The organism is Veillonella nakazawae (genome assembly GCF_013393365.1).
GTDB lineage: Bacteria > Bacillota > Negativicutes > Veillonellales > Veillonellaceae > Veillonella > Veillonella nakazawae.
The window spans coordinates 1945384-1966488 of sequence record NZ_AP022321.1 but is presented as its reverse complement, the minus strand read 5'-3'; the positions used below and the strand labels follow the sequence as shown (position 1 = coordinate 1966488).

The following is a 21105-nucleotide window of genomic DNA, read 5'->3' as shown; positions in this document are numbered from 1 at the left end:
GAGATTCATATGGCAATTGACGGTGTGAAAATCATAGATAGTGATGACGGTCATGATATTTATAATGCCATTGTTGAGCGGTACAAGGATGGCGTCAGTGTTGATACCATAATTTCTGAAATCTTAAGTGAAGAACAAAATTTTTGCATTGATGAGTTTTACACAGAGATTTATTGGACTGCTGTGGCTTATTCGTTGTGGAAGATAGGGCATCTAACAGATGACATTAAACAGAAAGCCTTAGATATAATCGCTCAGGGTCCTCATGAGTTTTGGCTAGAAATCGATGATAAGGCCCTTAAACAGCGTCAAAAGGTATTAGATAAGTTAGCCCTGCAGCTACAGAGCGAAAATCCGAAGCCTGTTAAGGTTCGTAAATCTAAAACGAAGAGAGAACCTCATTTTAAGATGGGGGACGTATTAGCTGTTAAGTTTGAAAACAAGTATGGTGCTATATTCGTCTCTGACGTGGATCAATCGCCGCGGAAAATCGAATATCATTTAGCCTGTACGCGGCTTTTACAAGAAGAAAAACCAACGATGGAGCAATTTTTAAATAGCAAAATCGCATGCCGGAAAGATAATACAAATTTTGGTATCGATACAGATTGTTGGTTTAATCATAAGGACTTAGGCTTGTTACTGGATAATTTGGAAATTATCGGGACAGTTGAACTATATCCGTGTAAATTATGGACACTAGCACCAAGAAGAACGCTTGAGGATATCTATGAGGAGATTACAGACGAGCCAAGAATAGGTAGACTTCGCCTTATAGATACCTATGAATTGGTGAAAGCGGTTATTGAGAAATAATCATTGGCCGAAGGCGTTTCTACATGGGCGTATATATAAAGGTATAACTATAATGGATACTATGACGAAACAATATATAGAAACGGTAAAAGTCAGTGATATACCGTGGCATCGGTTAACCACAACCTATGGCCGTGCTACAGACTTTCCTACAGAACTTGATGTGTTGTGGAACATGGAAAGCATGGAAACTGTTGATGCGGCTGGTGAGGCGTTAGCACAGAATATTGAGCATCAATCGACGTTGTGGCATGCTACACCATTTGCCATGATTTTCTTGCTCCGTATTTTTAAGGAAGCTCAGGAAGAGAGCGCTCATAATGAGGTGGCTCAGTATTTAGCAGAACAATTGGTTGAGTTGTTTGTTGTGATTGCTGAGTGCATTCGAGATGGTCTTATGCTAGAGCATGCAGATCCATTGCCGAACTTTGAAGATATGCTCAACGAAGAATACCTTTGGTCGGAAGAATATGATGAAGACGAAGATGTTCTTAGATATGAGGAAGAGGACGTATTCCCTGATGATTTATTCTTTAGCTTTTATTATTACTCCTTGCAAGTACTTTTGTTAGCTATTCCGCTATTAGATACATCTGATGAAGGAGAGGCTAAATTGCTAGGAATAATTTCTGCTAATAGGAGCGTGTAAGATGGGTTATTTAGATATATTGCGAAATGATGCCAAGTTAGCTGAAAATTTTGATACACTATTTGATTTTCGCTTGCTAGATGCGTTGGAGGAACGAGATACGGCTGAAGGTCGCTGCACGTTCTCTGTGCCCGGTATGGCATTTGCTGTAGATGGCGCTGGCGGTGAATATCATCTATTGGAGGACGGATCCATAGGGTATTGGAGTAGCGAGGGTGCCGCTGGCCGTTTAGCTGAAAGTATAGACGATTTATTTCACTTAATCGTTTTTAGTATTTGTTGGCATGATTACTGTGACTCAAGTAAGTATTCTGATGCGGCAGTACTTGAAGAATATGGTCAGAATAAGCAGTCTCAGATTATCTCTTATTCGCCAATGGAACTATGGGAACCCATTGTGAAAGCTTTACATATGCCAATAGACATGAAACTTTCACTTGTATTACAGAAATTCTATGATGCGGCGCATCGTGAACCTGTATATACCTGCTATTTCCATGAAGATGATGGAAGTATTACAGAATCGGAAAATTTATTTTTCTAATGGTTAGAAGAGTTTATGAAAGGATTTAATTATGGGACTAATTGCCAATTATAGCTGTTTAAGCGATGTAAATTTAAAAGAGCTTAAAGCCATGGGCTCAGAAGAAGAGGAAATTCTTGAGAGCGTTGAAGAGTGGAATGACGATGATGAATTATTGCTTGATATCGACAAGATGTGGGATGTACTTCACTTTGTGCTAACTGGTGTGGGCACTGACCATAAAGACGATAAAAATCCTCTTAGCCAAGCGGTACTAGGCGTAATGGCTGTTGAGGATATATCAGACTATGTAGCATATACAGAACACAATCATTTAGCCAATATCGTGGCAGCTCTAGATCAATTTGATATTGAAAGTGCACTGGAATCTTTTGATATGACTGCTTGCAAAGAAGCAGAACTATACCCAAATATTTGGGACTACGACGAAGAAGAGGAGGAAATCAAAGATGAGATTCTCCACGATTTCGAGCAGATGAAGGTGTTCTATAAACAAGTGCTAGACACTAATGGGCATGTACTTGTATCGATTTGCTAAGTTCATTAAAATTTGTTGGTTATGGATCTAGTTATAGCTTAACTGATTATGCGACTAGCGAAGAAGAGGAATTGTAACATGGCAGTGTTAACGGAAAAGCAAATTAAATATGGCTTTGACTACTATCATAAGGATGACGCACGGCCTAAATCTGTGGTAGAGGTCTCTGAATATGATGGTGAAGACAAGCTGATAATCAACTGCACACAGTTAGATGAGTCTTATTCTGCTAAAGATAAGAAGCGAATTTGGATGGAGTGGTGTGATTTTTTAGTTGAACATCCAGATAATTTTACAGAGCTCATGTTTTGTACAAGAATGCCACAGGAGTTATTTGATGCGGTGTGTGCCCAACAGAGACTCAAAAAATTACATATAAAATGGGGCGTTTATCCAGATATTTCAAAATTAGAGAACTTACAAGAACTAGAATACCTACATATTGGGTCCGGAAGAAGTGTATCGAGCTTAGATCCTATTTCCAGATTAGTAAATTTAGTAGCGCTGTCGATTGAAAACTTTCAACAAATTGATGATTATACGCCATTAGCTAATCTAAAACATCTTGAAAGTCTCGCCTTAGAAGGTGATTTTGCATCGCCCAAAATTCTTAAGGTTCAATCATTAGGATTTTTACGCCATATGAAACAGTTGCGTTTTTTTAGCTTTTTAACGGCAAAGGTGATAGATAAAGACTACTCTCCCATTTTAGAACTCAATAATCTAGAACATCTTACGTTAAAATCTTGTAAAGAGGTTAAGCAGTTGTATCCTCAATTCGTTAAACTACCAAAATTAAAATATGGCACAGTTTTAGAACGACCAGAATTATATGAGAAATAAGGCTTGAGATATAAGTCATGAGCTATAACTTATAATACATAAAAGGGAGTAATCATAATGGACAAAGCGCGTAAAAAGGAATTATTGAAAGGCTATAAAGCTAAAGAAAAACAGAATTTTAAAGATAGTTTACCTATGGACGAAGAATTATTTTGGAATCTCTTTGATTATGTAGACGAGAAATTAGAAACAAATGACGGTTGCGATCATAGTCTGACTTTCACAAGAGAGTTTTTAGAAAAACAAAAGGTAGATGTTGAAAGCGTACTAGACTGGATTATCAACGAAGGTGGCGGTTGTGATTGCGAGGTTCTCTACAATGTAGAGGAACGTTTTGAAGAGTACTGTTAATAGTATTTTTTATAGTTAATTCTATGTATTTGCAGGTGTTACCATAAAGGTATATAGTAAAGGCATGTGATGTAATTATTCACATGCCTATTTTCTTTATAAGGAGGACGCTATGCAACACGTTCAAACCCGCAGTACTACGTCCGCGTTAGTACTCACAGCCGTATTGATTGCCCTCGCAACACTGTTTACCATGTACACAAAAATTCCAGTACCTGGCATTCGCGGCTATTTCAATGTTGGAGATGTCGTTATTATGACGTCAGCTCTATTATTAGGTCGAAAATATGGCGCCTATATTGGTGCTATCGGCCCAGCGTTAGCTGATTTATTCCTCGGCTACGCAGTCTTTGTACCAATCACCTTCGTGGTGAAAGGCATTGAAGGCTATCTTGTCGGTACTGTCTATAACAATAAGACAACTACCTCTGCCTTGGTGGCAACCATTGTAGGTGGCATTACCATCGTAGCAGGCTACTTTATCGCCGAATACTTTGTATTCGATCCAGGCGTAGCCATTGCTAGTATTGTGACCAATACCATTCAAGCCGTTATGAGCGTTATTATTAGCATGATTTTATATGCTATCTTGCGTAAACGATTAGGATAGGATTAGTGATTCACAATTCATATACAAATTATGATATAATTTGTATATGAGGAGGTGCTTTTATGGGGCTATTACGTGAAAGTATCCGACCATCGTCGGATTTAAGAAATAAATATAATGAAATCTCTACAGTTTTGAAAACAGGGGACGAAGCTTGTATTATGACGGTAAATGGTCGTGGTGATACGGTATGTATGGGATATGAAACCTATAATAAATTGAAAGCACAGATCGAATTATTAGAGGCTATTGCATTGGCTGAGGAAGACGAACGAAAAGGTAGAATGGGTCCTATTGAGGATACTTTTATCAGCATAGAAGCGTTGTTAGCTGAGGCCGAATAGTTATGGAAGACACTGCTTATCGTATCATTATTATGGCACAGGCCGATCAGGCATTGCATCATATTGTTCTGCATGTAAAGCAATCTTTTTCCAATGAAATTGCCAAGGCTGTTTATCAAGAGATTAAGGATAGAATCCTTTTATTAGCGGATGATCCTTATATGGGCACGATTCCAAGACATACTGTTTTACGTAATAAAAACTATCGTATGTTGATCATTAATAAAAATATTATTTTGTATCGTGTCTTTGATGATGAAAAAGAAGCGCGTATATATAATATATTTAGTCAACGACAAGATTATTTACAACTTCTGCAAGGATTGTAGATGTTTAGTTGATTTGGTATGATTGGTGTTAAAGAATAGCTTGTTATTTATATTCTATTTCATTTTATAATATCCTATAAGGACGATGTAAATTGACAGCCTCTAGAATTCAGACTATACTATAAGTACAAAAGAGCCAGTTAACGTGTTCTAGGCGTTAGGCTCATCAAAGAATTACGAATTTGATAAACCTAACGTGTCTAAGTATTGCAGTACTTAGTCTTAAACGTTAGGTTTATCTTATTTTGTAACTATTTACTAGTTACTTTTTAAGAATTAACACTACGAGGGTAGCGAATAAAATCATTAATGATAATGCTTCGTATACAGTCATAATGTCACCTCCCTCGAAAAGACGGAGATGAACCTAACTCACGTTAATGGCTCTTTCGTTATTAGTATATAGCGGATTTTGAATATTGAAAAATACGAATTAATTTCGTACAACTTTTACACGAATAAAAGGGAGACTTTATCAAGAGTCTCCCTTTGTTAGTTATAAATAGACTAATATTTAGTAATAGATTTTTGTTGCGGTCGTTTCTTAATTACAGTATGTTTCGTTCTTCAAAGACCGCTTTTACCGTAAATAGTGCGTTCAGCACGCGTGGAAATCCCGCATAGGGGATGCAGTGGGTGCAGACCTCTACGATTTGCTCGGGTGCAATACCGACATTGAGTGCCGCATTGGTGTGTACTTTCAGTTGAGCCTCGCAACCGCCCAGCGTTAGCAGGGACGCGAGCGTAATTAGTTCCCGTTCCTTGAAATCCAGGTTGGGGCGCGTGTAGATGTCGCCAAATAGTTCGACCAATAAATCGGCTATGGCCGGTGAAATCTCTTGAATTGTTTTATACACCTCCTCGCCGTGCAGCCCGTCAATTTGTTTCAATGTGTTCATACCGATGTTAAAACGTGTTTCTTTCATAATTATTACCTCCGTCTAGACGTATGATATATGCTCGAGTATACTTGAGGTCAAGGTGGTGAAAGTATGAAAATCGGTGAATTTTCAAAATTGGTGGGACTGTCTATTTCTACATTGCGATATTATGAGGATCAAGGGTTCCTTCACATCGAGCGGCAGAACGGCATTCGCAATTACCATGCGGAGGATGTGGGTTTTGTGCAGTTTATTAAACGCTTGAAAGATATGGGAATGCCGCTTGCGAACATCAAGCGATATGCGGACTTGCGGTATGCCGGATCTCATACGGTCCATGAAAGAATGACATTACTAGAAGACCATTATCGGTTTATTGAGGCCGAAATTAAACGATTGGAAGGCTATAAGAATAATCTAGAAGATAAGTTAGAGTTGTATGAAACTTTTATAAAGAGAAATGAGATTGATTAGGTTTTTTATTGTAGATATTATATAGCCTTTGTATCAATATGAAGCCAATGGTCATCATATCAATATAGAGCTCGACTTCTAAGGTATGGTATAATACTTTCATTATGTAGTGAGAAAAGGAAATCTAAATGGCAAATTTACCTAACTGCCCTAAGTGCGGCGATGAGTACACATACGAAGATGGTCATATGTTTATCTGCCCTATGTGCGGCAATGAATGGACAGCGGCTGACGCGCAAGCTGCAGCTGAAGCAGGTATCATTCGCGATGCTAACGGCAACGAGCTAGCTGATGGCGATACAGTTGTTGTTGTAAAAGACCTCAAAGTAAAAGGTGCGGGCATCTTGAAACAAGGTACGCGCGTTAAAAACATTCGCCTCATTTCTGATGCGAGCGATGGCCACGATATCGATTGCAAAATCGATGGTTTCGGTGCGATGGCATTGAAATCAGAAATGGTTAAGAAAATCTAATTATGAATCAATCCCTACTGATTATGCATCAGTAGGGATTTTTTCGTGGTATAATCAACGTATATTGCGTGTATTGTGAAAGTATTTAGGCGAGAGGAAACTATGTTAAAACGTGTTGTGTTACTAGCCGTATTGGCGTCTACGATGGGAATTGTTAGTTCTTTGGCGGCTGATTTAAAGCCTACAGATAAGCGTACCTATGAATTACAGCAACAAATCTCTTATAATGTCATCATTCCTAGTGAGGCTTTCAAAACAAGTGCTGACGGTACCTTGATTGTTCCAGTGGAGATTAAGACTGATGATAAGGGTAATATTGTGGCTGTTGAAGCGGGGCCTAATAATTGGAAATTAGATCGAGAGGCTTACCCCATCTTTGAAGAGGCTGCAAAAGAGGCCGCTTGGCATACAAAACATGTGGATACTGATGAAGCATTAGTTGTGACAATTCCAGTTAGTATTGTAATCGTATCAGGTGATCATCCTCATAAAAAATAAAGGAGCACTTATGGAATCTACAAAGGATTTAGAAAAATACACTTACAATCTGCTGGCGGAGCGTGGCGTTACGCTAGAGGATATTGCAGAGCTCGTTTTATATGTTCAAAAACCATATATGCCGAATTTAAAGATTGAAGAGTGCCGTGAACATGTGGCATCCGTGCTTTCAAAACGAGAGGTACACAATGCGATTATTACGGGCATTGAGCTAGATAAATTAACGGAACAAAATAAACTGTCTCAACCATTACAAGGGATTGTAGAGAATGATGAAAGCCTGTATGGTATCGATGAAATCTTAGCCTTTTCTATCGTAAATTTATATGGTTCCATAGGGTTTACGAACTATGGCTATTTAGATAAGGTAAAGCCCGGCATCATTAAAAAGTTAGATAGCAAGGCTGGTGGCCATTGTAATACATTCCTTGATGATTTAGTGGGGGCCGTGGCGGCTGCTGCAGCGGGGAAACTTGCACATAATGAACCTCACCGGGTGCGCCATGCGTTGGCTGAGGAAAAAGCATAAATTCTTGCTATTGATGTTATTAAAAATTAAGAGTATAACTAGTAGTGAAATGAATAATTAATGTATTCTATGTAGACTATATACAGGAGGAACTATGCAAAAGGTTCTAGTTGTTATCGATATGCAAAAAGATTTCGTAGATGGTGCCCTTGGTTCAGCGCAAGCACAGATGATTGTAGATAATGTACGCAAAAAAATTGAGAACTTTGACGGGCCTATCATATTTACACGTGATACGCATGATACTAATTATCTTGAAAGCCAAGAGGGCAAGTTTTTACCTGTGACACATTGTGTGAAGAATACAGAAGGTTGGCATATTGTGTCTGGCTTAATCGAGGCAGCAGAAGGGCGTCCTATCATGAGCCCTGTATCCTTTATCGATAAGCCAAATTTCGGATCCCTTGAACTATTATCCCGTTTGGAAGGCATGAATTCGGTGAACCCTATTGAGTCTATCACGCTCGTTGGTTTATGTACCGATATATGCGTTGTTTCTAATGCGATTATACTGAAAGCAGGCTTGCCAGAAATCCCTGTTTATGTAGACTCTAGCTGCTGTGCAGGTGTTACGGAAGAATCCCATCAAGCAGCATTAACAACAATGAAAATGTGCCAATGTATCGTTGAATAATTATCTTGTTATCACTATAGTAGATTGAATTACATCGGTGTATAGTGATTAACATATACTATTGATGCATAGTAAACATATAGCATTGAGTATTAGAATTTTATATTGGTAAACGAACCCAAAGGCTATAGGTTATCCTATAGCCTTTTTCTATGGGTATTTACATTGACGATTTTCTATATAGAGTGCACAATAAATGAAGAATGATAATTCATATTAATTAAATAAAATAAAGATGCAGGTGCATCGAAACGCTTTCACTAGAACGATACGTACTGATACATATCGTTCCATGCCCTAAATTTAAGGAGGACTATTATGAAACCTTTCGAACTCGCACCATTACCGTATGCTTACGATTATCTTGAGCCTGTTATCGACGCAGAAACAATGAAATTGCATCATGATAAGCACCATCAAGCGTATGTTAATAATTTGAATGCTGCTATCGCGAAATACCCTGATCTAGCTTATGGCTGTGTAGACTGCATCCTCGGCGACATCGGGCTTATAGGACAAAAAGTGTGTGTAAAAACCCTTATAACACTAGATATTTACTAGTGTTATAAGGGTTTAATCTTTTTTTGGAGAAGTTTGAGGGTGGACAAAAAGTGTGGGTGAAAACATCAATTAACCCTTGTAATTACTGACTAAAATGAGGTTATATCTTCCTATATATAAACAAATATGGAGGAAGAGTTTATGCGACAAATAAAATGTCCTGATTGTAATGAAACATGTATTAAACACGGTGTTTTAAAATCTGGTTCTCAGCGTTGGTTTTGCAAACATTGTAAGGTGGCATTTACCGTTAAAATTAATAATTTAAGTAAAGAGTTAAGCCTATTCTTGAATTGGTTATTCAGCACCAATATTCAAGCTGATATGCCTGGTAAAGGTCGTACATTCAGGCGTAAAACCGCTAAATTTTGGTCCATATGGCCATTGCCACCAAAAGTGGAAGAAGTACATGATGTGGTATATCTTGATGGAATTTACTTAGCTAGGAATTTATGTGTTTTGATTTGTTGCAATGATACTCATGTTCTAGGATGGTATGTCTGTCGTTATGAGCATGCTAGAGCTTGGCAGTGTTTAATGGAACGGATTGCCGAACCTAAAGTTGTTGTGTCTGATGGTGCTAATGGTTTGCCTAAAGCATTACGTAAAGTTTGGCCTCATAGCAGTCACCAAAGATGCTTGTTTCACATTTTTTGTCAGGTTAGACGATATACGACAAGTAGACCTAAAACGTTAGCAGGAAAGGATCTTTATACTCTGGCTAAAGATTTATTTAATGTGAAAACAATGGATCAAGCTCTTGTATGGATTAATGAACTTTCAGCGTGGCGAATGACATATTCTGATTTTTTACGAGAAATGACGATTGATGAATTCGGGAACAAACGCTCTACACATGAGCGTTTGCTTAAAGCCGAATCATCATTATGGCGTCTGATTAGGCAACAAACTTTATTTACATTTTTGGAATGTATTGATATTACAGTACCTACAACAAATAATCGTATTGAAGGTGGAGTAAATGCTCAACTAAGAAGTATGTTACGATCTCATAGGGGCCTTTCACTTGAAAGAAGACTAAAAGCGGTCTATTGGTGGTGCTATATGCACTCACCAAGACCGCTTTCTATTTCAGATATATTAAATTGTATGCCTACAGATGAATCGATTGCTGCTATCTACAAACGGTTATCTGATTATTGCCAAATAGATCGCTCAATACCTCAATGGGGTGATGCTCCTGTTTGGAATGAGCTACATATGTCTACAGATTTTCCAACTTATTGGGATTAGTCACACACACTTTTTGTCCTATAACCCCGACATCGCTAATGTGCCAGAGGACATCCGCCAAGCGGTTATCAACAATGGTGGCGGTCACAAGAACCACACTATGTTCTGGGAAGTCATGACAAAACCAGATACGTCTAAATTGGAAGGCCCTTTGAAAGAGGCTATCGACGCTGAACTTGGTGGCTATGATGCCTTTGTTGAAAGCTTCTCCGCTGCGGCAGCTACACGCTTTGGTTCTGGCTGGGCTTGGCTTGTGGTAAATAAAGATGGCAAACTAGAAGTAACATCCTCTACGAATCAAGACAATCCTCTATTAGAAGGTAAAAAAGCCATCCTTTGCCTAGATGTTTGGGAACATGCATACTACTTGCACTACCAAAATCGTCGCCTAGACTATATCAAGGAATTCTTCCGCGTTATTAACTGGGATAAGGTTTCTGAAAACTACGAAAAAGCCTTGAAACCTCATCATCAATAAGAGGTAGTTTTTAGTATTGGTATATCTATCAAACTAGTTGATCTCAGAAACATGTAAATCTCTCAAATTTACTATCTCTCAAAATACTAAACCTTTCAAAACTAATAAATCTCTCAGAACTTTCATCTTTCTAAAAACTAGATATATATTTTAATAGATAACGGATAGTTGGTTCAAAGCGCTTTGATTGCTTAGGTGACTTTGAATACTCAGCTATCTGTTATTTTTATATGAAATTTTGATATTTTTAGAAAGAACTTTCAAAAGTATAGCCATGGATACAGATTTTCCAATCGATATCGTTTATCATAGGGGCATAGGTTATTTTAGATAAACCTTTCAAAGTATATATTGCCTTGTATACACAGTAGTACGTATAGAGGGCTACTCACATAAGTAATAAACAATATTTTTGACACGAGGGGATCAAAATGGAAAAGAAATTAGATTTGTCCAAATCCGTATATGATTTGGTAACAGAATATCCTGAAGTAGTAGATATTATGAAAGAATTAGGGTTCAGCGAAATCACTAATAAAGTGATGTTGAACTCTGTTGGTAAAATCATGACCATTCCTAAAGGGGCTAAAATGAAAGGCGTATCCATGATGGATATCGTGAGCGCATTTATGAAAGCTGGCTTTACATTGGAAGGTGAAATGCCAAACCTACATGGTGATGATGCATCTGCTAAGGGTGCTCCTGCAGGGGTAGCTGCTACTCACACAGAGGCATCTAATGCTAATGACAATGCAGAAGCTAATGCTACTAAAAATGTAGAAGCTAATGTAGAGGATACTGTTACAGATAGCGAACGTGTAGAGCAATTGAAAGGCTTCTTGAAACGTTTGGGCACAGGCGAAGAGCTTGGTTCTGTTCGTGAAGATTTTGCGAGCCAATTCAAACATGTTGAGGCTAGTGAAATCATGAAAGCCGAACAAGGTCTTATGTGCGAAGGTACACCTTTAGAAGAGGTACAACAATTATGTGACCTTCACTCTGCATTGTTCCATGGTTCCACCATTCATGAACAAATGGATGCTGAACATGCTAAAGTAGAGGCTGTTCTAGAGGCTCAAGAAAAGAGCAAGAGCGTTGTGGCTTTGGTAGAGACTGCAGGTCATCCGTTAAACCGATTAACCGAAGAAAATAAAGCGCTCGACGAGTTGATTGAGGCTATTCGTCCAAAAGTAGCAGATAAAACTGCCACTTATGATGATGTGAATACAGTGCGTCAACTATCTGTTCACTATGCTAAAAAAGGCGATTTATTATATCCAAAATTGAAAGTGGATTATGCAATCGGTGGTCCATCCATGGTTATGTGGACTGTTGATGGCGATATTCGCGACCAATTAGGTGATCTAGCAAAATCTAGCCAAAGTGTAGATGATTGGTATAGACGTTTTGATGAACTTCTTACACGTGCTCAAGAAATGATCTACAAAGAACAAAATATCTTGTTCCCAATCTGTGCAGAAAACTTTAGCAAAGAAGATTGGTATCAAATTTACAAAGATACAGCGCAGTATGAAGACATCTTTGGTGTAACACGCATTGCTTGGCCAGAAGCTGATGCCGCATTAGCTGCGCAAACTACAAAACTAAGTGGTGATAATAATGCTATCGGTTTAATTGGTGGTGCCTTAACTGTAGACCAACTAGATGCTATGCTCAATACAATGCCAATGGAAGTAACCTTCGTTGACCATGAAGATATTAACCGTTACTTTAACGATGGTGAAAAGGTGTTCAAACGTCCTACTACAGCAATTGGCCGGGACGTGTATTCCTGTCATCCGCCAAAGGTAGAACCAATTGTACGCGGTATTATCGACTCCTTCCGTAAAGGTGACCGCGATAATGTGGCAGTATGGCTTGAAAAACAAGGTCGTCCATTCTATGTAAACTACATGGCTGTACGCGATCAAAATAATAACTATATTGGTACATTAGAACTCGTACAAGATATGCAATTTGCAAAGGAACATTTTGGTAGAATTAAATAAAAACTAGTGTAATACTAGTTATGTGATACAGTGAAACTTTGATACAAAAAGGCTGCTCTAACATTGAATGATGCTAGAGCAGCCTCTTTTATTTGTACGAAATGAATTCTCTAATATGATTAATGTATTTCCTGATGAGAGGTTCCTATTAAGGGAGTACGTACTTGATAATATTATGGGTAGCAGTCTTAATATTTTCAAGGCTAGTAGCCAAGTTTAGGCGTACAAAGGTGGCGTAGTTTTCGCCTCCAAACCATTCGCCAAAGCTTGGTGCAATGCGGCATTTATTTTCGAATAAGTCGTGCATATCTTCAGCCTTAACATAGGCACCAAAATCAATCCATGCTAAATAGGTACCGTCCATAGGGCTGATGCGGATTTGTGGTAATGCTGTACAAAGCTCTCGGCACAGATATTCATAATTTTCACGTATAACAGCTAGTACATCTGTGAGCCATGCCTCCGCCTCTGGATTGGTGTAGGCAACGGTGATGGCCGCTTCGGCAATAACGTCAGAATCAGTATGGTATACAAGCCCTTTAAAGGCATTGTATTGGCTTCGTAGCTTCTCGTTAGGGATGATGACTTCTGCGTGGTGCAAGCTAGCCATATTAAATGATTTTGACAGAGATGACATGGAGAGTATGTTATCTGCGTAGGCGTCGTTAGATACGGATAATGCTGGCATAAAGGTTATCGGTCCCGTAATGAGGTCTTGATGGATTTCGTCGCTGATGATGAGCACCCCGTGACGCTCACAAATGCTAAATAGCTGATTCATCTCGTCTTCTGTCCACACATGCCCTACAGGATTGTGAGGATTGCAGTGAATAAACAAGGTAACATTGTGTTTGATGATGGCCTTTTCAAAGGCATCGTAATCTACGGAATAGCGATTATCTTCGTCGCGACTCATAGGAACGGCGATGATTTGACGCTGTGCATCACTAGCGCTTGTGTCGAATGCACCATATACAGGTGTTAGGATTGCAATGGCATCCTTTGCTTTTGTGAAAGCACCGATACACCACATGAGGCCTGTAATGACATTGGGTGCACTGGTGAGCCAGTCTTTAGAAAGTATACAGTTGTGGCGCCGCTTATACCAATCTATGACTGCTTCAAGATACTTGGGATTTGTCATGGTATAGCCTAAAGGTTGGGCTTTTACATAGGTACAAATAGCCTCTTGTATGCACTGAGGCGGCATAAAGTCCATATCGGCCACCCATAGGGGCAATAAATCGGTGCGACTAAATTTTAAGTGCTCGCCGTCCCATTTACGGGAGTACGACCCACGGCGATCGATATAGTATGTTTCAGTAAAGTCTATTGTGCTCATAGTAAACCTCTATACGTGTATGTTAATGTGGTGGAAATTAATTACTCTATCTATTATCAGTATACATGAATGGATATATATGTAAATATACCCTTAAGAATGGCTGTTACAGTATCTTCTTTTTCTATGCAATCCTTGCATGAATAGGGGCTATATTGGTATACAAAAGGTGCTATATTTGCTTGACTGTTGGGACTTTCACAATTTAGAATATACTATAGAATAGTGTGTGTCTGACCAGTGACCACACGACTATCGAATGGTTACAAAAGATAAATCTTAGCAGCATGTGGCGGCATCCCTATGTGAGAGGGCTCATCGGATTGCTCAGGTACATGCAACGCTGTATAAGTATAGTACTGGATCCTTATTAGGAGGCATGTGCCATGAGTAACGAATTAAAACCACTACATTTTGATGCGGATTATACAATGGAGGAAGCGCTCGCTGAGGCGAAACGTTGTCTGAATTGTCCAAAACCATTGTGCCGTATGGGTTGCCCTATTGAAAACGAAATCCCTCGTTTTATCCAAGCTATTGCACACGGTAACTTCGGTTTAGCTAACGATATCTTGGCAGAACGTACAAACTTGCCATCCATTTGTGGCCGCGTATGTCCACGCGAAAACCAATGCGAAGGTAACTGTATCATGAATAAGGCGAAGAAACCGCCTATCAATATCGGTAAATTGGAACGTTTTGCTGCTGATTTTGAAAGCGTCAATGAACTTCGCAAACCTAAGAAAATTAAACAAGATCTTGGTAAGGTTGCCGTTGTAGGTTCCGGTCCTGCAGGTTTGTCCGTAGCCGGCGATATCGCTAAACTTGGTTATGATGTAACTGTATTTGAAGGCCAATCTGAACCAGGTGGTGTACTTTTATTCGGTATTCCTGAATTCCGTTTGTCTAAATCCGTTGTACGTCGTGAAATCGCACGTCTTGAAGGTTTAGGCGTTAAATTCGTATGTAATACATTTATCGGTCAAGATAAAACATTGGATGAACTCTTCGCTGAAGGTTTTGACTCTATCTTTATCGGTACTGGTACCCATATTCCTCAAGAAGTGCGCATGGAAAATGATGAAGTTCATGGCGTATTCCAAGCTATGTACTTGTTGACTAACGTACAACTCGTAGAAAATGGTGAGCTTGATAAAGCTCAAATTCCTGTTAAAAAAGGCGATCGCGTAATCATCATCGGCGGTGGTAACGTAGCGATGGATGCGGCACGTACATGCGTACGTTTAGGCTGTGAATCCGTAACGGTAGCGTACCGTCGCAGCCAAGAACAAATGCCAGCATTGTTATCTGAATACGAAGAAGCACGTGCCGAAGGCGTTCAATTCCAATGGTTCGCTTCTCCAGTGGGTGTAGAAGGTAAAGACAAGGTAGAAGGCTTCAAATATGAAGTGATGGCTCTTAATGAAGATGGTGCGGGTATCCACGGTACTGGTAATTTCCAAGTTATGCCTGTAGATAAAATCATTATCGCTGCTGGTCACAAACCAAATGCACGTCTTATCGGCGAAGGTAATAACTTGAAAGTAGATGAAAAAGGCTATATCATTACATCTGAAGATCCATATGGTATGACTAATCGCGATGGCGTCTTTGCTGGCGGTGACGTTGTACATAAACCTGCTACAGTAGTACTCGCTATGCGCGAAGCTAAAAAAGCTGTTGATGGCATGGTTAAATACATGGAAATCAAAAAAGCTCAAGAAAGTGCTAATCAATAATCTTATAGAGATAATCAAAGGGGACTATACTTACTATAGCCCCCTTTTTACTACCCTCTTTTTACTATAAGGATTTGATTATTATAGTGTTTTATTATTGTTTTCAGTTTACGGTCAAAGTAGAGAGTCATGTATATATGTACTTATTATGATGTAGGTTAATCCAGTATGATATTAGAATTCAAATTTGTGTTTCCTGCATAGATAATGTATAGAAATCACGATAAATACTTATAAAACCTGAGCTTATCGAGTACAATATCTGTATTTTTAGTCTTAATTATCTCTAGATATACTAAAATTCCACGAATTGATGAAATCGGACATAACTTAATATGCAAAGAAAAAAGCCTCGATAGAACTAATTTATACCTTAGTTTTTATGGAGGCTTTTCTGTTGTCGCATTTCAACTGCTACTAGTCACGGCCTTGGGCTAGACGTATAGTAAAGGCATAACCATGTGTTGAGTGTGAAAGTAGATAGAGGTTGCTATGAATCCTATCCTATGTTGTCGTGATATACAGGTTCGACAAGAAGTTCACAAGCTAGGAGTATTAATTTTACTTTGGCGTAGACAATTGGGCATGACACAGTATCAATTAGCAGATAAATCAGGGCTAGCTCAATCTTATATAAGTGATCTTGAAAGTGGTGCTATTGATCCGCGGTGGTCCACAATTTATAGGGTTGTATCTGGATTAGGGCAAATGAGCGTACAAGATTTTCTAAATGGTCCTCAAACCATTAGAAGCCTAAGGATTCATTGATGATAATAATCTCCATGGTTTGCATGTTACGCATCTTTTTATAGTAAATAGTTAAGGCATTACATATACGATCTGGAGAGCCGCAGTCATAGCATTTTTCGTCCAAGGTAGCACACGGATTGAGAGAGCTCTTTTTGTTTTTCTTACTGTTAAGTGGGGCTGCTACATTTCGTGCTCGATAAATGGCAGATGCTAAGTCAGGCGTTATTTTATTAACTCCTAATACAAAGAATACCTCTTGAGAACCAAATAGAGAGGCCGCCACACGATTGCCTGTGCCGTCGATGTTCACCATTTCTCCTGTTTGTGAAAGGGCGTTTACCGAGGTGAGAAATACATCGCGTCCCATTGTGCGTAACGCCGTATCGCGAAAGCTTTCACCAGGTAGTGGACGCTGAATGTCTGTTATGTCCTCGTTGACCTCAGATAAAGCATCATGAACACCTATTTCTAATAAAGTGCGAGAATCGCCAATGGCTACACATTTGTTTTGAATGCGATTTTTTAGATACGCAACGGCTTCGGCGCCCGTTTCAAAATAATGAACTACGAATTTATTTCTCTCTAAGGCTTTGATTGTCTTTTCAATATTTATGGGCGTTTCGTTAGGCTGTGGATGTATAACTGCGTTGATTGTAGTTTCTGTATTCGCCATGAGTCCTCCTGAATGGGTGTTTGTGATTAGAAGCTAATGTTTCGATTAGTAGTGTTTGCTATTTACTATTGTATCGTTTTATAGGCTTAGCGTTCAATGAAAGCTATATATCTTCCTTGGTATAAGAACAAATAGAGGTGAGGTATTACAATTTATTAGATTAATTATAGGAATAAAATCCAAATTATGTATCTATACAATAAAATTTTGGAATGAAATCCAACTTTGTGGTAATATTAGTATAAAGTTGGAATGGAATCCAAGTTTTGTAGGTGATCGATATGATGACTGACAATAACAGTAATTGGGTTCCATCTATGAGCAAGTACATAGATGAGGAGGCCCTTATGAAGTTGATTCAGCGCCATGGGTATATAGAGTTTTTACGACGGAATCGTGAACGATCTATTATTAAAGTCGTTTCTGGCATACGTCGTTGCGGTAAATCGACATTGTTTCGTCTGTTTAAGGATGAGCTACTAGCAGAGGGAGTAAAACCGGAACAGATTATATCTATAAATTTTGAGGAGTTAGAATACGAACCTTTACGAGAGTATCATGCGCTGTATCAATATATATTAAATCAAATGCAGCCTAATCAAATGAACTATATTTTTCTTGATGAGATTCAACATGTCGATCAATTTCATCGTGTTGTAGATAGCCTATTTGTAAAAGAGAACACGGATATTTATATTACAGGTTCAAATGCATATTTTATGTCTTCTGATATTGCTACACTATTGACTGGTCGATATGTAGAAATTCAGATGTTACCACTGTCCTTTGCTGAATTTTACTATAGCAAATATGAAGAACAGCAGTACTCTTTGATTCCTGCCTATGAGGCGTATCTTCGTGAAAGCTCGTTCCCTTATACACAACAATTGGGTGGCGAAGATTTTGATATTCAAGAATATCTTCGGGGGCTTTTTAATACCTTGTTATTGAATGATGTAGTAGCTCGATTAAAAATTAATGATGTTACGATTTTACAAGATATTGTGCGATATATTATGGCGAATGTGGGAAGCTTGCTTTCACCAAATAAAATAGCTAAATCTCTTGTTAGTGCTGGCCGAAAGATTGATAATAAAACGGTAGAACGATATTTACAAGGGTTACAAGATAGTTTATTACTATACAAGGTGAATCGCTATGATGTACGAGGCAAAGAATTACTACGCATTAATGCGAAATATTATAGTGTTGATGTAACCTTGAGAAATTTGATTGTTGGCAATACAAGCCGCGATACAGGTCATATATTAGAAAATATTGTTTTTCTAGAACTCATACGTCGTGGATATACTGTATATGTAGGTCAACTGGCTAAGGGTGAAATTGATTTTGTCGCAGAAAAAGCTGGCATTACTGAATATTATCAGGTTAGTGAAACTGTGCTCGATCCAAATACGTTAAATCGTGAACTGGCGCCTCTAGAGGCTATCAATGATCAATATCCTAAGTTTTTGCTTACCTTAGATGAACTCAATAAAAATGCAAATTATGACGGAATTAAACAACGAAATGTTTTAGAATGGTTGTTAGAGAGCTGTTAACTTGCTATAATAATAGTATTGATATGGCATAAAGCCAATGTTAAGGAGGCAAAAATCGTGGATTTAATTCAAAAATTAAAAGACCAAGTAAAACCATTAGGTAAAAAAATCGTGTTGCCAGAATACAAAGATGAACGTGTATTGAAAGCAACTGAAATCATTTTGAAAGAAGGTTTCGTAACACCTGTATTGGTAGGTAATCCTGCTGAAATCGCTGAAGCTGCTAAAGCTGTTGGCGTATCCATCGAAGGTGCTGAAATCATCGATCCAGCTAACTACGATCGTTACCAAGAAATGGTTGATACATTCGTAGAATTGCGCGCTAAAAAAGGTATGACTCCTGAAAAAGCTGACGCAACTATGAAAGGTGACTGCTTATTCTTCGGCGCTATGCTTGTTCGTCTTGGCGCAGTAGATGGCATGGTTGCTGGTTCTGCTTGCCCAACTGCAAACGTATTGCGCGCTGCATTACAAGTTGTAGGTACTAAACCAGGCCTTAAAACAGTATCTTCTTCCATGTTCATGTTCACAAGCAAAAAAGAATATGGCGACGACGGTATGCTCGTATTCTCCGACTGCGGCGTATTGCCTAACCCAACTAGCGAACAATTGGCTGATATCGCAGAATCCACTGTAGAAAAAGCTCGCAAAGTTGTTGGCATGGCTGACCCTCGCGTGTCCATGTTATCCTTCTCCACTAAAGGTTCCGCTTCCACTCCAGAAGTAGATAAAGTAGTAGAAGCTGTTAACATCTTGAAAGAACGCAATGTTGACTTCAAATTCGACGGCGAATTACAATTGGACGCTTCTATCGTTCCTTCCGTAGCAGAAAAGAAAGCTCCTGGCTCCAACGTAGCTGGTAAAGCTAACATCTTGATCTTCCCTGATCTTCAAGCTGCTAACATTGGTTACAAATTGGTACAACGCTTCTCCGGTGCTGATGCTCTTGGCCCATTGATTCAAGGTTTGGCTAAACCAGTTCATGACCTTTCCCGTGGCTGCTCTGCTCAAGACGTTGTAGACGTTGCTGCTATCGCTGCTGTTGAAAGCATCTAATTTCAACTAAAACTTCATTTGAAACTTTTCAATGAAATAGAAAAAGCTGATTCTTCGGAATCAGCTTTTTTGTTTGTGTAAATATATATAGAAGGTGTATGATTAAGTTGAGATTATTTGATTAATATATTTAATCAATATATGTTTTTCAGTGGTATGTCCAGTATATGCTGGGGAACTGTGATTGAAGTTGTGAAAAGGAGAGGGCTATGATTTCTGTATTTGACACAAATCCTGTTGTTTTTGAAGGTTCTGATCGTACTTTAACTATTAGTTACAATGGAGTGCTTTGTAAAGATGCAAATAGACAGGTTGTAACTGACATTGATTTTGAAGATGTAAATGAGCTATATCTTACAAGATATCTAAATTCAAATAGTAACTATACGATTATGTTTAGAGATCATAATTGGAAAAATATAGAAGGCCAAGATTTAGATACGGACCGTACAGGATCTAACATTGGTCATAACATTCGTGAAACAAAAGCGATTCTTACAGCCTTTGCTCGAAATAAATTGACCGCAGATTTTCCTGCGAACTTAGATACTCTTCAATTGCCATTAGACTCTTCCTTTATGGGTAAACGAGAAATTATCATTAAAAACGGCGTTATTTCTAATGGTAAGGGAGATATTCCTATTAATGAAATCCGTCGCGTAGTATGTGCATCTAATGGCACGATTAGCAAGCTTTTAGTGTACAAGGAAGAAAAGCCTAGTTCTTTCCTTAAAAAAATCTTTGATTCTCCTGATATGAAAATCACGTTGAATGCTATTACGTTGCCATTATTGGAAGCCATTGTAACACGCAATACAGGTCATGGCATTGACTTCAGTCGTGGTAATGGCTTTGATCAAAAAGATTCCAACTATATCATCATTCGCTATCTTGACTCTGGATTCTTCCTTGAAAAGGATGGTACAGCACCTACAGAATGGCAGAAAACTGCGGCTGAAAGAACGGCTGCTTTCAAATATGATGTAAATCAACTTGTTTAAGTATAAACTCAATATATAAATAAGAGCCTCTATGGATTCCCTATTGATGAAGGAATGCCCGTAGAGGCTCTTTTATAGTTGTTTTTAGCTATAATCTTGCTATTTACTTGTACTAGTTGTTGCCTTCAAAAATAAATCCCGTCATCGACAGGGAACCTGAATTATAA

General features: G+C 38.6%; 26 protein-coding genes and 1 pseudogene. 23 read left to right on the top strand and 4 right to left on the bottom strand.

Annotated elements, in window-relative coordinates:
* The first annotated feature begins 9 nt into the window (after positions 1-9).
* From VEIT17_RS09200 to VEIT17_RS09160, 9 genes are all read left to right on the top strand, one after another.
* The gene (locus VEIT17_RS09200) at positions 10-816 is read left to right on the top strand and encodes a hypothetical protein (RefSeq protein ID WP_156719887.1); all 807 of its coding nucleotides are present in this window, start codon (positions 10-12) and stop codon (positions 814-816) included.
* Positions 817-868: 52 nt separating this feature from the next.
* Positions 869-1465, top strand: coding sequence for a hypothetical protein (locus VEIT17_RS09195; protein WP_178885818.1), 597 nt, complete (start codon positions 869-871; stop codon positions 1463-1465).
* Position 1466: 1 nt separating this feature from the next.
* Positions 1467-2009 (top strand): hypothetical protein, encoded by a 543-nt coding sequence (locus tag VEIT17_RS09190; RefSeq protein ID WP_156719889.1) that lies wholly within the window; start codon positions 1467-1469, stop codon positions 2007-2009.
* Positions 2010-2040: 31 nt separating this feature from the next.
* Positions 2041-2547, top strand: coding sequence for a DUF1877 family protein (locus VEIT17_RS09185; RefSeq protein ID WP_178885816.1), 507 nt, complete (start codon positions 2041-2043; stop codon positions 2545-2547).
* Positions 2548-2625: 78 nt separating this feature from the next.
* A complete protein-coding gene (locus VEIT17_RS09180) occupies positions 2626-3390 on the top strand; it encodes a leucine-rich repeat domain-containing protein (RefSeq protein ID WP_178885814.1) in 765 nt (254 codons plus the stop codon).
* Positions 3391-3447: 57 nt separating this feature from the next.
* On the top strand, positions 3448-3741 hold the full coding sequence (locus tag VEIT17_RS09175; protein ID WP_178885812.1) for a DUF2695 domain-containing protein: 294 nt from the start codon (positions 3448-3450) through the stop codon (positions 3739-3741).
* A gap of 112 nt (positions 3742-3853) precedes the next feature.
* Positions 3854-4351: an ECF transporter S component gene (locus tag VEIT17_RS09170; protein ID WP_178885810.1), complete on the top strand. Its 498-nt coding sequence runs from the start codon at positions 3854-3856 to the stop codon at positions 4349-4351.
* A 62-nt stretch (positions 4352-4413) separates the two neighbouring features.
* The gene (locus VEIT17_RS09165; protein WP_105093715.1) at positions 4414-4695 is read left to right on the top strand and encodes a type II toxin-antitoxin system Phd/YefM family antitoxin; all 282 of its coding nucleotides are present in this window, start codon (positions 4414-4416) and stop codon (positions 4693-4695) included.
* Positions 4696-4697: 2 nt separating this feature from the next.
* The gene (locus tag VEIT17_RS09160) at positions 4698-5024 is read left to right on the top strand and encodes a type II toxin-antitoxin system RelE/ParE family toxin (protein ID WP_178885808.1); all 327 of its coding nucleotides are present in this window, start codon (positions 4698-4700) and stop codon (positions 5022-5024) included.
* 262 nt (positions 5025-5286) lie between these two features.
* Here VEIT17_RS09160 and VEIT17_RS09955 read toward each other — a convergent pair whose 3' ends face one another.
* Together VEIT17_RS09955 and VEIT17_RS09155 are read right to left on the bottom strand one after the other, a co-directional pair.
* Entirely contained in the window at positions 5287-5358 is a 72-nt protein-coding gene (locus VEIT17_RS09955) for a putative holin-like toxin (RefSeq protein ID WP_219565824.1), read from the bottom strand.
* A 214-nt stretch (positions 5359-5572) separates the two neighbouring features.
* Positions 5573-5950 (bottom strand): carboxymuconolactone decarboxylase family protein, encoded by a 378-nt coding sequence (locus VEIT17_RS09155; RefSeq protein WP_178885806.1) that lies wholly within the window; start codon positions 5948-5950, stop codon positions 5573-5575.
* 66 nt (positions 5951-6016) lie between these two features.
* On the opposite strand from VEIT17_RS09155, the gene VEIT17_RS09150 reads away from it, so the two are divergent.
* The 9 genes and pseudogenes from VEIT17_RS09150 (at position 6017) to VEIT17_RS09110 (ending at position 12815) form a co-directional block, all read left to right on the top strand.
* A complete protein-coding gene (locus VEIT17_RS09150; RefSeq protein ID WP_178885804.1) occupies positions 6017-6379 on the top strand; it encodes a MerR family transcriptional regulator in 363 nt (120 codons plus the stop codon).
* Between the two features lie 128 nt (positions 6380-6507).
* Positions 6508-6852 (top strand): zinc ribbon domain-containing protein YjdM, encoded by a 345-nt coding sequence (locus VEIT17_RS09145; protein WP_118353892.1) that lies wholly within the window; start codon positions 6508-6510, stop codon positions 6850-6852.
* Positions 6853-6954: 102 nt separating this feature from the next.
* Positions 6955-7350 carry a hypothetical protein gene (locus VEIT17_RS09140; RefSeq protein WP_178885802.1) on the top strand — a complete coding sequence of 132 codons (396 nt, stop codon included), beginning with the start codon at positions 6955-6957 and terminating at the stop codon, positions 7348-7350.
* Between the two features lie 10 nt (positions 7351-7360).
* Positions 7361-7879: a phosphatidylglycerophosphatase A family protein gene (locus tag VEIT17_RS09135; protein WP_178885799.1), complete on the top strand. Its 519-nt coding sequence runs from the start codon at positions 7361-7363 to the stop codon at positions 7877-7879.
* A gap of 94 nt (positions 7880-7973) precedes the next feature.
* Entirely contained in the window at positions 7974-8513 is a 540-nt protein-coding gene (locus tag VEIT17_RS09130) for a cysteine hydrolase family protein (protein ID WP_178885797.1), read from the top strand.
* Positions 8514-8831: 318 nt separating this feature from the next.
* Positions 8832-9074, top strand: coding sequence for a hypothetical protein (locus VEIT17_RS09125; RefSeq protein WP_420031272.1), 243 nt, complete (start codon positions 8832-8834; stop codon positions 9072-9074).
* A 141-nt stretch (positions 9075-9215) separates the two neighbouring features.
* Positions 9216-10328: an IS1249 family transposase gene (locus VEIT17_RS09120; protein ID WP_105085552.1), complete on the top strand. Its 1113-nt coding sequence runs from the start codon at positions 9216-9218 to the stop codon at positions 10326-10328.
* 28 nt (positions 10329-10356) lie between these two features.
* Positions 10357-10806, top strand: a pseudogene (locus tag VEIT17_RS09115) (superoxide dismutase); the annotation flags it as partial.
* Between the two features lie 431 nt (positions 10807-11237).
* Positions 11238-12815 (top strand): DUF438 domain-containing protein, encoded by a 1578-nt coding sequence (locus tag VEIT17_RS09110; protein ID WP_178885795.1) that lies wholly within the window; start codon positions 11238-11240, stop codon positions 12813-12815.
* 148 nt (positions 12816-12963) lie between these two features.
* Here VEIT17_RS09110 and VEIT17_RS09105 read toward each other — a convergent pair whose 3' ends face one another.
* Positions 12964-14157: a MalY/PatB family protein gene (locus tag VEIT17_RS09105; protein ID WP_178885793.1), complete on the bottom strand. Its 1194-nt coding sequence runs from the start codon at positions 14155-14157 to the stop codon at positions 12964-12966.
* A gap of 386 nt (positions 14158-14543) precedes the next feature.
* On the opposite strand from VEIT17_RS09105, the gene VEIT17_RS09100 reads away from it, so the two are divergent.
* Entirely contained in the window at positions 14544-15896 is a 1353-nt protein-coding gene (locus tag VEIT17_RS09100; protein ID WP_178885791.1) for an NAD(P)-dependent oxidoreductase, read from the top strand.
* 492 nt (positions 15897-16388) lie between these two features.
* Positions 16389-16664 (top strand): helix-turn-helix domain-containing protein, encoded by a 276-nt coding sequence (locus VEIT17_RS09095; RefSeq protein WP_060923759.1) that lies wholly within the window; start codon positions 16389-16391, stop codon positions 16662-16664.
* Here VEIT17_RS09095 and VEIT17_RS09090 read toward each other — a convergent pair.
* Entirely contained in the window at positions 16642-17319 is a 678-nt protein-coding gene (locus tag VEIT17_RS09090) for a lactate utilization protein (RefSeq protein WP_178885789.1), read from the bottom strand. The genes VEIT17_RS09095 and VEIT17_RS09090 overlap by 23 nt on opposite strands.
* A 347-nt stretch (positions 17320-17666) precedes the next feature.
* On the opposite strand from VEIT17_RS09090, the gene VEIT17_RS09085 reads away from it, so the two are divergent.
* The 3 genes from VEIT17_RS09085 to VEIT17_RS09075 all read left to right on the top strand — a co-directional run bounded on the left by VEIT17_RS09085 (position 17667) and on the right by VEIT17_RS09075 (position 20938).
* On the top strand, positions 17667-18881 hold the full coding sequence (locus VEIT17_RS09085; protein ID WP_178885787.1) for an ATP-binding protein: 1215 nt from the start codon (positions 17667-17669) through the stop codon (positions 18879-18881).
* Positions 18882-18938: 57 nt separating this feature from the next.
* Positions 18939-19937 (top strand): phosphate acetyltransferase, encoded by a 999-nt coding sequence (gene pta / locus VEIT17_RS09080; RefSeq protein WP_008602113.1) that lies wholly within the window; start codon positions 18939-18941, stop codon positions 19935-19937.
* Between the two features lie 209 nt (positions 19938-20146).
* Positions 20147-20938 (top strand): hypothetical protein, encoded by a 792-nt coding sequence (locus VEIT17_RS09075; protein ID WP_178885785.1) that lies wholly within the window; start codon positions 20147-20149, stop codon positions 20936-20938.
* The last annotated feature ends 167 nt before the right edge of the window (positions 20939-21105 follow it).

Bases quoted from the DNA above. Each gene is read 5' to 3' on its own strand.
- VEIT17_RS09090 (WP_178885789.1), bottom strand. From the start codon at position 17,319: ATGGCGAATACAGAAACTACAATCAACGCAGTTATACATCCACAGCCT.
- VEIT17_RS09165 (WP_105093715.1), top strand. From the start codon at position 4,414: ATGGGGCTATTACGTGAAAGTATCCGACCATCGTCGGATTTAAGAAAT.
- VEIT17_RS09150 (WP_178885804.1), top strand. From the start codon at position 6,017: ATGAAAATCGGTGAATTTTCAAAATTGGTGGGACTGTCTATTTCTACA.
- VEIT17_RS09140 (WP_178885802.1), top strand. From the start codon at position 6,955: ATGTTAAAACGTGTTGTGTTACTAGCCGTATTGGCGTCTACGATGGGA.
- VEIT17_RS09200 (WP_156719887.1), top strand. From the start codon at position 10: ATGGCAATTGACGGTGTGAAAATCATAGATAGTGATGACGGTCATGAT.
- VEIT17_RS09110 (WP_178885795.1), top strand. From the start codon at position 11,238: ATGGAAAAGAAATTAGATTTGTCCAAATCCGTATATGATTTGGTAACA.
- VEIT17_RS09160 (WP_178885808.1), top strand. From the start codon at position 4,698: ATGGAAGACACTGCTTATCGTATCATTATTATGGCACAGGCCGATCAG.
- VEIT17_RS09145 (WP_118353892.1), top strand. From the start codon at position 6,508: ATGGCAAATTTACCTAACTGCCCTAAGTGCGGCGATGAGTACACATAC.
- VEIT17_RS09195 (WP_178885818.1), top strand. From the start codon at position 869: ATGGATACTATGACGAAACAATATATAGAAACGGTAAAAGTCAGTGAT.
- VEIT17_RS09120 (WP_105085552.1), top strand. From the start codon at position 9,216: ATGCGACAAATAAAATGTCCTGATTGTAATGAAACATGTATTAAACAC.
- VEIT17_RS09125 (WP_420031272.1), top strand. From the start codon at position 8,832: ATGAAACCTTTCGAACTCGCACCATTACCGTATGCTTACGATTATCTT.
- VEIT17_RS09075 (WP_178885785.1), top strand. From the start codon at position 20,147: ATGATTTCTGTATTTGACACAAATCCTGTTGTTTTTGAAGGTTCTGAT.
- VEIT17_RS09185 (WP_178885816.1), top strand. From the start codon at position 2,041: ATGGGACTAATTGCCAATTATAGCTGTTTAAGCGATGTAAATTTAAAA.
- VEIT17_RS09135 (WP_178885799.1), top strand. From the start codon at position 7,361: ATGGAATCTACAAAGGATTTAGAAAAATACACTTACAATCTGCTGGCG.
- VEIT17_RS09100 (WP_178885791.1), top strand. From the start codon at position 14,544: ATGAGTAACGAATTAAAACCACTACATTTTGATGCGGATTATACAATG.
- VEIT17_RS09180 (WP_178885814.1), top strand. From the start codon at position 2,626: ATGGCAGTGTTAACGGAAAAGCAAATTAAATATGGCTTTGACTACTAT.
- VEIT17_RS09095 (WP_060923759.1), top strand. From the start codon at position 16,389: ATGAATCCTATCCTATGTTGTCGTGATATACAGGTTCGACAAGAAGTT.
- VEIT17_RS09130 (WP_178885797.1), top strand. From the start codon at position 7,974: ATGCAAAAGGTTCTAGTTGTTATCGATATGCAAAAAGATTTCGTAGAT.
- VEIT17_RS09155 (WP_178885806.1), bottom strand. From the start codon at position 5,950: ATGAAAGAAACACGTTTTAACATCGGTATGAACACATTGAAACAAATT.
- VEIT17_RS09190 (WP_156719889.1), top strand. From the start codon at position 1,467: ATGGGTTATTTAGATATATTGCGAAATGATGCCAAGTTAGCTGAAAAT.
- VEIT17_RS09105 (WP_178885793.1), bottom strand. From the start codon at position 14,157: ATGAGCACAATAGACTTTACTGAAACATACTATATCGATCGCCGTGGG.
- VEIT17_RS09175 (WP_178885812.1), top strand. From the start codon at position 3,448: ATGGACAAAGCGCGTAAAAAGGAATTATTGAAAGGCTATAAAGCTAAA.
- VEIT17_RS09170 (WP_178885810.1), top strand. From the start codon at position 3,854: ATGCAACACGTTCAAACCCGCAGTACTACGTCCGCGTTAGTACTCACA.
- VEIT17_RS09085 (WP_178885787.1), top strand. From the start codon at position 17,667: ATGAAGTTGATTCAGCGCCATGGGTATATAGAGTTTTTACGACGGAAT.